The sequence below is a fragment of the Janthinobacterium sp. SUN128 genome, from assembly GCF_030587275.1.
Taxonomy (GTDB): Bacteria; Pseudomonadota; Gammaproteobacteria; order Burkholderiales; family Burkholderiaceae_D; genus Janthinobacterium; species Janthinobacterium lividum.
On record NZ_JAPWHY010000004.1, the window covers coordinates 50,094 to 63,647 of the forward strand.

11 protein-coding genes are annotated in these 13,554 nt (G+C 63.0%); 7 read left to right on the forward strand and 4 right to left on the reverse strand.

Going from position 1 to position 13,554, the window contains the following annotated elements:
- Positions 1–79 precede the first annotated feature (79 nt).
- The 4 genes from O3297_RS24335 (at position 80) to O3297_RS24350 (ending at position 7,114) form a co-directional block, all read left to right on the forward strand.
- Positions 80–679 (forward strand): MarC family protein, encoded by a 600-nt coding sequence (locus O3297_RS24335; protein ID WP_070280111.1) that lies wholly within the window; start codon positions 80–82, stop codon positions 677–679.
- Between the two features lie 18 nt (positions 680–697).
- The gene (locus O3297_RS24340) at positions 698–1,243 is read left to right on the forward strand and encodes a DinB family protein (protein ID WP_305050529.1); all 546 of its coding nucleotides are present in this window, start codon (positions 698–700) and stop codon (positions 1,241–1,243) included.
- Between the two features lie 651 nt (positions 1,244–1,894).
- A complete protein-coding gene (locus tag O3297_RS24345; protein WP_070280113.1) occupies positions 1,895–3,601 on the forward strand; it encodes a methyl-accepting chemotaxis protein in 1,707 nt (568 codons plus the stop codon).
- 174 nt (positions 3,602–3,775) lie between these two features.
- Positions 3,776–7,114 carry a DEAD/DEAH box helicase gene (locus O3297_RS24350; RefSeq protein WP_305050532.1) on the forward strand — a complete coding sequence of 1,113 codons (3,339 nt, stop codon included), beginning with the start codon at positions 3,776–3,778 and terminating at the stop codon, positions 7,112–7,114.
- A gap of 156 nt (positions 7,115–7,270) precedes the next feature.
- On the opposite strand, the gene O3297_RS24355 is transcribed toward O3297_RS24350, so the two are convergent.
- Entirely contained in the window at positions 7,271–8,671 is a 1,401-nt protein-coding gene (locus tag O3297_RS24355) for a heavy metal sensor histidine kinase (protein ID WP_305050533.1), read from the reverse strand.
- A complete protein-coding gene (locus O3297_RS24360) occupies positions 8,668–9,378 on the reverse strand; it encodes a heavy metal response regulator transcription factor (RefSeq protein WP_034781281.1) in 711 nt (236 codons plus the stop codon). Before O3297_RS24360 ends, O3297_RS24355 begins: the two co-directional genes overlap by 4 nt.
- A gap of 138 nt (positions 9,379–9,516) precedes the next feature.
- Between O3297_RS24360 and O3297_RS24365 the strand changes: the two genes are divergently transcribed.
- Positions 9,517–10,011, forward strand: coding sequence for a heme-binding protein (locus tag O3297_RS24365; RefSeq protein WP_305050536.1), 495 nt, complete (start codon positions 9,517–9,519; stop codon positions 10,009–10,011).
- A gap of 11 nt (positions 10,012–10,022) precedes the next feature.
- Complete coding sequence (gene uraH / locus O3297_RS24370; protein ID WP_099395750.1) at positions 10,023–10,433, forward strand: hydroxyisourate hydrolase; 411 nt, start codon at positions 10,023–10,025, stop codon at positions 10,431–10,433.
- A 7-nt stretch (positions 10,434–10,440) separates the two neighbouring features.
- On the opposite strand, the gene O3297_RS24375 is transcribed toward uraH, so the two are convergent.
- Complete coding sequence (locus O3297_RS24375; protein WP_092613294.1) at positions 10,441–11,139, reverse strand: glutathione binding-like protein; 699 nt, start codon at positions 11,137–11,139, stop codon at positions 10,441–10,443.
- Positions 11,140–11,316: 177 nt separating this feature from the next.
- Here O3297_RS24375 and O3297_RS24380 point away from each other — a divergent pair, with 177 nt between their 5' ends.
- The gene (locus O3297_RS24380) at positions 11,317–11,742 is read left to right on the forward strand and encodes a hypothetical protein (RefSeq protein WP_034781263.1); all 426 of its coding nucleotides are present in this window, start codon (positions 11,317–11,319) and stop codon (positions 11,740–11,742) included.
- 4 nt (positions 11,743–11,746) lie between these two features.
- Here the strand turns inward: O3297_RS24380 and O3297_RS24385 are convergent, their stop codons facing one another.
- Positions 11,747–13,399: a methyl-accepting chemotaxis protein gene (locus O3297_RS24385; protein WP_151091708.1), complete on the reverse strand. Its 1,653-nt coding sequence runs from the start codon at positions 13,397–13,399 to the stop codon at positions 11,747–11,749.
- Positions 13,400–13,554: the final 155 nt, after the last annotated feature.

Genomic DNA, 13,554 nt, shown 5'->3' on the forward strand with positions numbered 1-13,554 from the left:
GCCGCCGCTCTTGTTATCATCGCAAGCCTTATCGCACTGCGCCCATCCTGGCAGCGGTGTTGACCTCAATCACATCACCATGACACAGAATTTTTTCCAGACATTTATCCTGCTCTTGCTCGTCACCGATCCGTTCGGCAACGTTTCCCTGTTCGTCAATGCCCTGAAACGGGTGCCCATCGAGCGGCGCTGGAAAGTCGTGGTGCGCGAATGCCTGATCGCCTTCGGCATCTTGCTGCTGTTTATGTTCTTCGGCCGCCATTTCCTGAACGCCTTGCAATTGTCGGAAGTGGCGCTGCGCATCGGCGGCGGCGTGATCCTGTTCCTGATCGCCATGCGCATGGTCTTTCCGCAGCCCAACGCCGGCAATAGCGACCACGAGATGGGCGGCGAACCGTTCATCGTGCCGCTGGCCATCCCCGCGCTGGCCGGCCCGTCGGCGCTGGCCACCGTGCTGCTGTTTTCCTCGCATGAAATGAACGAAGTCATTGCCCACGTGGCGGGGCTGACGGCCGTGGCCGCCGTCTGGCTGGCCGTCTTCCTGTGCGCCGAACGCTTGCAGCGGGCCCTGGGTCCAAGAGTCATGACGGCGTTTGAACGCCTGATGGGCTTGATACTGACGGCGATGGCCATTGAAATGCTGCTGGCCGGCATACGCGCGTTTTTGAAATCCGTCTGATATAGAACATTCATCACCATGAGCCGTTGCGCCCACCTTTGCCTGATGGCCGATTACAACCAGTGGATGAATGCCAAGGTGTACGCGGCGGCGGCCAGCCTGCCACCCGGCGAGCTGCAGCGCGAGCGGGGCGCCTTCTTCGGCTCCCTGCTGGCCACCCTGAACCACGTGATGGTGGGCGACACGCTGTGGATGCAGCGCTATGCGAAGCACCCGGCCGGCTTTCCCCTGCTCGACCCCATCCGCGCCATCACCCCGCCCGCCTCGCTCACGCACCCGCTGTTCACGGCAGACGATTTTGCCGCCATGCACGCGCACCGGCAATGGCTGGACCAGCTCATCATCGACTGGACCGTCTCGATCACGGAAGCCGACCTCGACCATTTGCTCGATTACCGCAACAGCAAGGGCCCGAACCGGCGCGAGTTTTTCAGCCTGCTCATGCATTTCTTCAACCACCAGACGCACCACCGGGGCCAGGCCAGCACCCTGCTGTCGCAAGCGGGCGTGGACATCGGCGACACGGATCTACTGTTTCGCATCCCCAACCATATTGCCGACTGACGACGGGCGGTAGCGCCATGCCTTGAACAAGATCAAGCCCAGCGCAAGAAAGACAATGGGATGCGGCAGAGTCATGGCATTTCCTTTGCCGCATACACGGCTTGCCACAGTTCCGTCGCAATGACGAGCGAGGGAACCGTGTCTCTCGCACGCTGCCGGCGCATCCTGGGCGAGATCAAAGCGGCCGAGCAGGAATTATCCAGCAGCAAGAGCTGCACCCCGAGGATGCCTGCGCGTCAAGCTGCCGCAGGTGGGCAGCTGGCTCACTCCGTGCTGGCCGCATGTGCGCACACGTATCCGCGGGCCGCTTGCCGCCCGTGCTGAACGCGCACCGCAGCCACAATGGGACCTTTCGTATCCTGTGGCCCAGCAGCCAGCCACCTGACGCCGAAACTGCGCGCCTTCCTCGACTTCCTGGCCACGCACGTGTTTCCGGAAAGCTGAGTCCGCATCCGGCGCCGCGCTCGTTGTTTCCACACGACAACTTATTTAATTTGCTACCAATTTTTAAACTTTTCGGGGACTTGATACAAGTTTTTGTATTGCAGTGCGGAATTTTGAGGAACAATTACAGCCTGGCCGCCCTTACGTATAAACCCGTAGCCCAGGCCTGTCGACGTTTTCCTTCACTTCCGCAACACGAAAGCAATCATGTCACTCACACAATTCAAAATCGGCACCCGGCTCGGGATCGGGTTTGCTGTCGTCCTCGGCCTGCTGGTGGCCGTCTTGCTCGTCGGCCTGTACTCCATGGGACAACTGAGCGCGCGCACGCACGACATCGTGGCCGACAAGAACGTCAAGATGGCGGCCGCCAATACCATGAGCGACAACGTGCGCAACATTACGCTGGCGATCACGAGCATTGTGGTGGCGCCGACGGAAGCGCTGGTGCAGGCGGAACTGGCGAAGATCGGCGAAGCGCGCAAGAAATATGGTGCCGCCAAGGAAACCTTGCAAAAGAAAATCTCGACGGACAAGGAAACGGCACTGATGGCCGAGCTGGACGCTGCCCTGAAATCGGGTGCGCCGCTGAACAACAAGGTGATCGAGCTGCGCAATGCGGGCCAGACGGAAGAAGCGATCGCCTTTTTGACGCAGCAGGCGGCACCGAGCCTGAAGCGCGTGCTGGGCGCACTCGACAGCCTGGTCGCGTATGAAGGCGAGCAGGCGGCGCAGGCGGCGACGGATGCCGAGACGCTGAGCGCCAGCGCGCGCGCCTCCATGATTGCCCTGGGCAGCGTGGCCGTGCTGCTGGGCGCTTTTGTTGCCTGGATCATCACGCGCTCGATCACCCGCCCCATCAATGCAGCCGTGGGCGTGGCCGAAACCGTGGCCTCGGGCGACTTGTCGTCGCACATCGTCGTCAATTCCAGCGATGAAACGGGCCGCCTGCTGGGCGCCCTGAAAGCCATGAACGACAGCCTGTTGGGCGTGGTGGCGCAAGTGCGCAACGGCACGGATGCGATCTCCACGGCATCGAGCGAAATTGCCGCCGGCAACCTCGACCTGTCGTCCCGCACGGAAGAGCAAGCCAGTTCGCTGGAAGAAACGGCGTCGGCCATGGAAGAGCTGACCTCAACCGTGAAGCAGAACGCGGACAATGCGCGCCAGGCCAACCAGCTGGCGAAAAGCGCGTCGGAAGTGGCCGTGCGCGGCGGCAGCATCGTCTCGCAAGTGGTCGACACCATGGGCACCATCAACGAGTCGTCGAAGAAAATCGTCGACATCATCGGCGTCATCGACGGCATCGCCTTCCAGACCAACATTTTGGCCCTGAATGCGGCCGTGGAAGCGGCCCGCGCGGGCGAACAGGGCCGTGGCTTCGCCGTCGTGGCAACGGAAGTGCGTAATCTTGCCCAAAGATCCGCTGGCGCAGCGAAAGAAATCAAGGAATTGATCGCCGCGTCCGTCGCCAACGTGGACACGGGTTCGCGCCTCGTCAATGAAGCGGGCCAGACCATGGGCGACATCGTCGACAGCATCGTGCGCGTGACCGACATCATGGGGGAGATTACTTCCGCCACGCACGAGCAGACCATCGGCATCGAGCAGATCAACATGGCCATTGCCCAGATGGATGAAGTGACGCAGCAGAACGCGGCCCTGGTGGAAGAAGCGGCGGCCGCTTCGCAAAGCATGCAGGAGCAGGCGGGCGAACTGGCGCACGTGGTGGGTTTCTTTAAAACCGGCAACCATGTCGCCAGCGCACCCAAGCTGGCGCCTGTGCGCGCCGCACCGGCAGCGCCCGCCATCGCACGCCCCGCCGCCAAGCCCGCACCCGCGCGCAAGGCTGTCGCGGCCGCGCCGGCACGCCGCAGCAATGCTGCCGCCGAGAGCGAATGGGAAGAGTTTTAACCAATAGCAACGTCCTCCCCACGGGAAAGCCAGGCAGGAAGTTGCTGCCTGGCTTTTTTTCGTCCGCAATCACCACTTTTTTTGCGGCAAAGCCCGCGCAATAGGCAAAAGTGCAAAACGTGCACCGCGCATACGCTTTACAATCCTCGCTCGCTTTACAAAATATTGGTCATCATGAATCAGGCAGAACAGCAGCGCCTCCTGGCTATCCTGGAGTATTGGCACAAGATCGAATTCTTTATCCCGTTTGACCTGAATCAAATCACGGACGTTGAAGACCAGTCCACCGTGCGCCTCCTGCACCGCGAACAGCTGGCGCAATTGCCACTGCAGTTCGCCACGCAATGGCAAGTGCCGTCCGACCGAGAGATCGACGGCTTCTCGCTGTTCCTCGGCGTGTTCGACAAGGCCGAAATCAACAAGGCCTGTCCGCCGGCCAACGGCCCGGAAAACATTGCCGAAACAGAAAAAACAGAACTGCTGGGACGCTCGTGCTTTGCCCGCCTGAACCTCAATGCGCTGGGCGAACCGCAATTCGATCCCGTCTCCGTGTCAACGTTGCCGTGGGCCCTGGGCCGCGCCCGCACGCCGGACTGGTCCGGACTGAGCCTGGACGCCTTCAGCGACAGCCAGCTGGCGCTGCAAGACAGCCTGCGCAATTTCGCGGCAAGCCGCGCCCCGCAGCCAGTGACGGACGAGGCAGGCAATGTCTCGTCGCCCTTGTCCGGCATGGAAATCGCCGCCCTGGCCGACCTGCTGCGCGACTGGGCCGGCTTCCACCCGTCGGCAGGCCAGCCGCTGGCCGTGCTGGAATTGCGCACGCGCAAAAAACGCGCCGCAGTCTCGGAAGCCGACCTGGCTGAAGCCAGCCAGAACCGCACGCTGGACTTCGGCGACGCGGTGGAGCCATCGATCGATATCCTCAACAGTTTTTACCTCGACGACCTGGAGCAGATCATCCGCGCCTTGCGTGGCGGCAAGCTACCCGCGACGGTGGCTGCCTATCTGACCCCGCTGGCACAGGATGAGCGCATCGACCTGTACAGCCCGGCCGGACGCCAGGCGCTGGCCGCCATGCTCAATCCGGCCAATATGAACCGGGGACACTGGCTGGAAGACGCCAGCTACGCCATGAGCCTGATGCAGCAGTTCGCCATCCACGGCGCGCGCACGGGCTTGAACGAACGGGGCATCTTTTCCGTCAACGGCCCACCGGGCACGGGCAAGACGACCTTGCTGCGTGAATTGTTCGCCGACAACATCGTGCGCCGCGCCAGCGTGCTGTCCTGCCTGGACCGCGCCGGCGACGCCTTCATCGGCAAGGTGGCCGTGGCCTTCGAAGGCGTGCGCGACCCGATTACCATCGCCCGCTTGCGTCCGGAACTGACGGGCTTTGAAATGGTCGTCGCTTCGTCGAATAACGCGGCGGTGGAAAACATTTCCAGCGACCTGCCAAAACCGAAGCAGCTGGGCAAGGAATGGGCGCGCACGCGCTATTTTGAAAGCGTGGCGCGCCGGGTCGTGGCTGATGGCAGCGGCGCCAACCGCGCCCTGGGCGAGACGGAAGCGCCATGGGGCTTGATGTCCTGTGCGCTGGGAAACAGCGCGAACCGCCGCCGCTTCGTCAGCAATTTCTATGACGACGACTGGGACAAGAGCACGCCGCGCAAGACGCCGAATGCGCAGAACATCCGCCAGTGGCTGGCCAGCTACCAGGGCGTCAGCTTCGCCCAGGCTGCGCGCGAGTTCCGCGAGACGGAACACGTGGTGGAAAAGGCCCTGGCCGAACACGCCCAATACGCCGCCCTGTGGCAAGCCGTGGGCACTTGCACGGAAGCGGACTTCATGCAGGCCAGCCAGCAAGCGCTGATTGCTGCCGAGCAAGAGATGGATGCGGCAAATGGCGCCCTGGCCGCCGCGCTGGCGCAGCAGGATACCTTGCTCGCCAGCAAGAAGGAATTGCTGGAAGAAGAACGCCTGGTGGCGCTGACACAGCCCGGCTTCTTTGCCCGGCTGTTCCGCACGGCACCGGCACGCGCCTTCAAGGATGCCGTCGTCGCCAACGCGGAAGCGCAGCGCCAGGCCGCGCGCGACGTGTCCGCCATCAAGCTATTGCTGAAAGGCGAACTGGAGCCGCGCTGCGAGCGCGCCCGCAACAGCCTGCACATCGCGCTGCGCACGGCGCAATCGCGCCAGCGCGAATGGGATGACAGCACGGAACTGCTGCGCCGCGCGCGCATGCGCTTCCCCACCATCATCGCGCCGGCCACCCTGGACGAGCTGGACGGCGACGCCCTGCAAATTGGCGGCCTGTGGCACGAACCGGCGCTGGCGCGCCTGCGCTCGCGCCTGTTCGCCAAGGCCCTGGCCCTGCATGAAGCGTGGCTGGCGGAAGTGGCAAAAAAAGGCGGCCCCGGCTTTGGCGGCAACTTGCTGGCCGTGTCGAAATTGCTGAAAAACAAGCGCGCCTACGACCAGTCGCACATCGCCATGGTCTGGCACAGCCTGTTCATGGTGGTGCCCGTCGTGTCGACCACGTTTGCCTCGTTCGCGCGCCAGTTCCAGGGCATGGGCCCCGAATCGCTGGGCTGGCTGTTCATCGATGAAGCGGGCCAAGCACCACCGCAAACGGCGCTGGGCAGCCTGTGGCGCGCCAAGCGCGCCGTCGTCGTGGGCGACCCGCTGCAGATCGAACCCGTGTTCACGGTGCCGGGCCGCCTGGTGCAGACCTTGTCCGCCCTGTCGCCGCACACGCAGGACGGCAGCTACGCGCCAGGCAGTGTTTCCGTGCAGACTCTGGCCGACAAGGCCAACCGCTTCGGCGCCGTGGTCGGCGCCAACGGCGAAAAACCCTTGTGGATCGGCAGCCCCCTGCGCGTGCACCGCCGCTGCGTGGAGCCGATGTTTTCACTGGCCAACAGCATCGCCTACGAGGACAAGATGGTCTACGGCCTGAGCGACCGCACGCCGCCAGATGGCGCGCGGGGACTTACGCGGGGCCCCAGCCGCTGGATCGACGCCGTCGGCGCCGTCAGCTACAAGCAGGTCGTGCCCGTGCAGCTCGATTTCGTGCTGGAAGTGCTGCTGAAACTGTACCGCCGCGACGGCAAGCTGCCCGACATGTATGTGATCACGCCGTTCAAGGCCGTGCGCAACGAATTGCGTTCGCGCATCATGGACCTGGACTGGGACCGCCGCCTCGGCTACGGCAAGGCGCCGACGGCGCGCGAATTGCGCCAGTGGAGCAGCCAGATGGTGGGCACCGTGCACACCTTCCAGGGCAAGGAACAAAGCGTGGTGATGCTGGTCCTCGGCGCCGATGACAGCACGGCCGGCGCCGCGCAGTGGGCGGCGGCCACGCCTAACCTGCTCAACGTGGCCCTGACGCGCGCGCAGCATTACGTGTACATCGTCGGCAACCCGTTGCTGTGGGGGCAGTTGCCACACTTTGCGCCAGCATGTGCGCAACTGGCGCATACGGGCATGCATGAGTTTTTGGTGGAAATGGGCTGACGGCTCCGAGACCATACGGGACCACGTAATCCGACAGTATTATTGACGGCTCTTGTCGGATTACGCTTGGCTTCGCCTCGCTAATCCGACCTACCCTGTGCCGGAATGCGGCGTTGGTCGGATTAGCGTAGCGTAATCCGACACCACCCCAGTCAATTACGCCGGAAAAACCAGGGTAAACGTCGTAGCGGCCGCATCGGACGCCACGGTCGCGCTGCCGCCGTGCAGCTGCATGATGGCCGTGACGATGGCCAGGCCCAGGCCGGTAGAGGCGGCCGAATCGCTGCGGGCCGGGTCGGCGCGGTAGAAGCGCTCGAACAGGTGCGGCAAGTGGCGCGCGGGAATGGCGGGGCCGAGGTTGCTCACGCTCAATTCCACGCCCTCGTTCGTCGCATGCGAGCGCAATAAAATCGTGCTGCCGGGCGCCGCGTGGCGGATGGCGTTCGACAGCAGGTTGCCCAGCGCGCGGCGCAGCAGTTGCGGCTCGGCCGTCACATTGCCGCTGCCGTGGCAAGCCAGCGCCAGCCCCCGCTCTTCGGCCAAGCCTTCAAAGAAATCGGCCAGGCGCAAGAATTCTTCCTGCACGGGCAAGACTTGCTTGACGAGCACCATTTCATCCTGCTGCGCCCGTGCCAGGAACAGCATGCTGTCGATCATGCGCGACAGCCGTTCCAGCTCTTCCACATTCGACGAGACCAGCTGTTCATAGTCTTGCGCGCTGCGCGGACGGGCCAGCATGACCTGGCTTTGCCCCAGCAGATTGGTGACGGGCGTGCGGAATTCATGCGCCAGGTCGGCGGAAAACTGCGACAGCCGCGCATAACCTTCCTGCAGCCGCGCCAGCATGGCATTCAAGGCATGGATCAGCGGCAAGAGCTCCGTCGGCGCGCCGCGTGCATCGAGTTGCTGCTCCAACTTGCCCGGCCGCACGAGGGCCGCATGGGCGGCGATATTGCGCAGCGGCCGCAATCCCCGCAGCAACATCACGCTCGACAACAAAGCCGCCACCAGCGCGCTGACGGCGACGGACACGACGATTTGCCAGCGGTAGGCGGCAAACATGGCTGTGCGGTCTCCGTAGACCCGGGCGACGGATATGTCGGCCATCTGCGCCGGGTCGCCAATGCGCGCGCTGGCCGCCACTACCCTGGCCGGATAACCGTCGCGGCTGGTCCAGCTGACGATGGCGCTGTCCGTGACGGGCGCATCGACGGCCACGGGAACAGGATGCGCCACCGTCTCGCCGTTTGGATTGACATCGATCAAACGCGTGCCATCGGCGCGCACGATGCGGACCAGGGAATTTTCTTGCCCGCTCATGGTGTCGCGGAAATACTGGGGCCGCTCGCGGATGATGTCGAGGGTGCCCGCATTGCCCAGCAGTTGCTGGATCTGCCGCAGTTTTCCCAGCAACAAAATGTCATCGCGGCGCTCGATTTCCGCGACGAATGAACGGTACAAATGCATGCCCAGCCCGGCCGACACGAGCGCCACGATCAGCACGAACACGAGCGTGACGCGCAGGGTCAGCGAGCGGCGGAGTTGCGCCAGCTTCATTGCGTGGCGCCGCTGTCCGGCACGGTGGGCGCGCGCAATTCGCAGACATAGCCCATGCCACGCAAGGTGTGGATCAGCTTGGGTTCGAATGGATCGTCGAGCTTGCTGCGCAGGCGGCGGATGGCCGCATCGATGACGTTGGTGTCGCTCTCGAAATTGATGTCCCACACCTGCGAGGCGATGATGGAGCGCGACAAGACCTCGCCCTGGCGCCGCGCCAATAGATGCAGCAAGCCGAATTCCTTGGCCGTCAGGGTGATGCGCTGGCCTTGCCGGCTGACCTTGCGTTTCATCACGTCGATTTCCATGTCGCCGATACGGATGACGTCGTCCTCGCGCGGCGGCCCGCGCCGCAGCAAGGTGCGGATGCGCGCCACCAGTTCGGCAAAGGCAAACGGTTTCACCAGGTAATCGTCGGCGCCCAGTTCCAGCCCTTTGACCCGGTCCTGCACTTCGTCGCGCGCCGTGAGGAAAATCACGGGCACGTCCGCACCGCCCTCCTGCAGCCGCAGCGCACGCAAGACTTGCCAGCCATCCATGATGGGCAGCATGACGTCGAGCACGATGAGATCGGGTGACTCCGTACCGGCCATGTGCAAGCCGTCGCGACCGTTGCGCGCCAGGCTCACCGTAAAGCCGGACTCGGCCAAGCCACGCAGCAGGTAGTCGCCAGTCTTCGGTTCGTCTTCGATTACCAGGATACGCATGGCCACTTTCTAAAGAGAATATAAGACCATTCTACGCCGCGCGCACAGCGCCGCGGATGATAAAAATGTCATGCGGCGATCATCTTCGCGTAGGGTAACACTGGCCATACTGGCGTCACTTGATTCCCTGGACGCCACATGAAAACCCTTCTTTTCGGCAGTACCCTGCTATGCCTGCTGGCCAGCTCCGCACACGCCCAGCTGCGCAAGGTCGATGATCTTTCTCTGCCAGCGGCCAACAAGCTGGCCAACACAGCCATGGCCGCTTGCCTGGCGCAAGGCCGGCATATCGTCGTTACCGTGCTGGACCGTGGCGGCAATGTCGTGACGGTCCAGCGCGCCGACGGTGTCGGACCGCACAACACGGAAGCCAGCCGGCGCAAGGCGTACACGGCCTTGTCCACCAAGAGCGACACTTACACGCTGGCCATGGCGGCCCGCAACAATCCGGACATGAGTAATTTGACCACCGTGCCGGAACTGTTGCTGCTGGGCGGCGGCCTGCCCTTGCGAGCCCAGGGCGAAGTGGTCGGCGCCATCGGCGTGGCCGGTGGCGGTGGCGCGCAGCAAGACCGTGCCTGCGCCCAGGCTGCCCTGGCAGCCATCCCCGAACTCGATTCCCCCACCCTTTGAAAGACACGACGATGACGTACCTGAAAAAGATCACCGCCGCCCTGGCCTTCGCCAGCCTGTCCAGCATGGCCCTGGCCGCCGCCAATCCCTTGAGCGTGCACATCCTCGACTTGCAGAGCGGCCAGCCGACAGCGGGCGTGACGGTCACCCTGGAGCAAAAGAAAGGCGAAGGCTGGCAACAGCTGGCCAGCGCCGTGACGAATGCGCAGGGGCGCATCGCGGCCATGTATCCGGAGGATGCTCCCATGCAGGCGGGCGATTACCGCATCGTGTTCAAGACAGGCGAGCACTATGCGCGCCTGAAACAGGAAACCTTCTTCCCGGAAATCCCCGTGCAATTCCACGTGGAAAAGACCGACCAGCACTATCACATTCCCTTGCTGCTCAGCCCTTTCGGTTTTTCCACTTACCGAGGAAACTGACCGTTGATCACGCCACCGTCTTCGCCGTCTGCCCGAACAGCACGCTTTTCGCGTCGCCACTGACGGTGGGCTGCACATTGATTTCAGCCGCCCGCGCATACGCGCGCACGGTGGCGGGACGGGCGGCAATGGCCGCGAACCAGCGCGCCAGGTGCGGGAAATCTTCCAGCTTCTGGCGCTGGCGCTCGTGCGGCACGATCCACGGGTAGATCGCCATGTCGGCGATGGAATACGTGTCGCCGGCCACGAATGCGCGGTCCGCCAGGCGCTTGTTCAGCACGCCGTATAGCCGGTTCGTTTCGTTAACGTAGCGCGTGATGGCGTAGTCGATGGGTTCGGGCGCATATTGCACGAAATGGTGGTTTTGCCCGGCCATGGGGCCAAGGCCGCCCATTTGCCAGAACAGCCACTGCATCACTTCGGCGCGTCCCCGCACGTCGTCCGGCAGGAATTGCCCGCTTTTCTCGGCCAGGTATTGCAAAATCGCGCCCGACTCGAACAGGGACAAGGGCGCGCCGCCATCTTCCGGCGCCTGGTCGACGATGGCGGGGATGCGGTTGTTCGGCGCGATGGCGAGGAATTCGGGCTTGAATTGGTCGCCCTTGCCGATATGCACGGGAATAATGTTGTAGGGGATGCCCGCTTCTTCCAGGAACATCGTCACTTTGTGCCCGTTGGGCGTGGTCCAGTAATACAGGTCGATCATCGTGGTCTTTCCAGGTAGATAAGTAGGGCAGGCGCCATCCGCATCACTATTGTCGCGCCGCAACTGATATGCATGGATATAATGCCACGTAAGCGAAAAACAAGACGGCGCAAGCATTCACTAGCGCCGTCACGCAGGCATCCCGACATTCCCGAGCACCAACCAAGAAAGCCGACCATGCGCAAACTCCTGATCGTCACGCTGTCCGTCCTGCTGTCAGGCTGTGTCCAGGACTTCGCCATCTACATGTTCGATGGGCAAGACCATTCCCTGACCGTGCGCCGCCAGCAACGTTATTTTTGGCAAGATACCGTGGAAGTGCAGCTGATGGCGACCAATCTGCCGCAATGCCAGCGCCTGCATACCCTGTCGACGGACGCGCCGGCCGACATCACGGTCGAGCTGTTTGCCGCCGGCGATGGCATCTGGAATATCCGCATGGGCAAGCAACTGTGGCAGGCGGAAACGAATACCTGCAATGCGCTGACGGAAATGGAAAACGACCCGAAAGCCGACCTGGGCCAGCCGGTCGGGCAATTCGTGGTCGTCGATGACAAGCTGGAATTCGAACCGGCGCCGCAAGCGGCGGCGCCAGCCCAATAAAGTCCTAGCGCGCCGCCAGGCTGCGCAGCGGCTTTTTCGCCACGGCGCGTGGCGCGCCAGCCGAACTTGCCGCCAGGCGCGGCGACGTCCCCGTCCCAGGCTCCTGCGCCGACAGCTTGAAGCGCGCCACCAGTTGCGCCAGCACGGCTGCCTGGTCCTGCATGCTCGACGCTGCGGCCGCCGCCTCTTCCACCAGTGCCGCATTTTGCTGCGTCACACTATCCATTTCCGTGATCGCCTGGTTGACGTGGCCGATGCCCGTGCTTTGCTCGTGCGAAGCGGCCGTGATGTCGGCCATGATGTCGGTCACACGCGAAACGGAAGCCACCACCTGATCCATGGTCGTGCCCGCCTGTGCGACGAGCGTGCTGCCTGCCGCGATGCTGTCGACAGAAGCGCCGATGAGTTCCTTGATTTCCTTCGCCGCGCCAGCGGACCGTTGGGCCAGATTACGCACTTCCGACGCCACCACGGCAAAGCCGCGTCCCTGCTCGCCCGCGCGCGCCGCTTCCACGGCAGCGTTAAGCGCCAGGATATTCGTCTGGAAAGCGATGCCATCGATGACGCCGATGATGTCGACGATCTTGCGCGACGAAGCATTGATGGTATCCATGGTGCCGATCACTTGCGCCACCACGGCGCCGCCCTGGCGGGCCACGGCGGAAGCGGACTGCGCCAGTTCATTCGCCTGCACGGCGTTGCCCGCGTTTTGTGTCACGGTCGAGGTCAATTCCTCCATCGAGGCCGCCGTTTCTTCCAGCGAACTGGCTTGCATTTCCGTGCGTGCCGACAAATCCATATTGCCGCTGGCAATCTCGCTCGATGCCGTGGCGATCGTCTCGGCGCTGTGGCGGATTTCACTGATCGCGTCGACCAGGTTGGCTTGCATGGTTTTCATTGCGTACAGCACGCTGTGGCGGTCGTTGGCATGCGTGCGCACGACGCCGCTCAAATCGTTATTCGCGATCTTTTCGGCCACGTCGGCCGCATACTCGGGATCGCCGCCCAGCGCATGGCGCAAGCTGCGGTTGATCACGACGACGACGGCGGCCAGCAGCGCGCACACGAGGACCAGCACGCCCAGCGAAGTCAGCAGCGACTGGCGGAAGGCCGCATCGATATCATCCATGTACACACCCGTCACGATGGTCCAGCTCCATGGCTTGTAGGCCACCACGCGGCTCATCTTCGGTTCCGGGGTCTTCTGGCCGGGACGGGGGAAATAATAGTGGACGAAGCCCTTGCCCGCATCGGTCTTGCCGACGGCAACGATGTCGCGGTACAGATAAGTACCGTTGGCATCTTTAAAATCCGACATGTTCTTGCCATCGGTTTGCGGTGCGGCGGGATTCATCACGACGACGGCATCGAGGTTGATGATGGACAAATAGCCGGTTTCGCCGAAACGCATGCTCTTGATGACGGCCGTGGCCTGCTTCTGCGCTTCTTCCTTCGTCAAGGCACCGCTGGCGGCCAGGTCGCCGAACATCTTGACGGCGCCCAGGCCCAGGTCGGCGGCATTGCTCAGGTCGGCGCTGCGCTCTTCGATGCGGATCTTGCGCACTTCCAGCGCGTTATAGACAAAAATAACGGTGATGCACAACAAGCTGCAAATCAGGGGAATCCATAACTTCTGCTGGAACGTCAATTTCTTCATGCTGTGTCTCCAACTAATTATTTGCGGCGAAGGGGCGTGGCCCGCTTCCAGCTCGGCTGGCCAGGAATGCGGCGGCGACGGTGCTCTGGCGGCACCGTTCAGACTGCTTCAGCATACGCTTGAACGACCGATATTTACAATGCCGGGAAGCAATG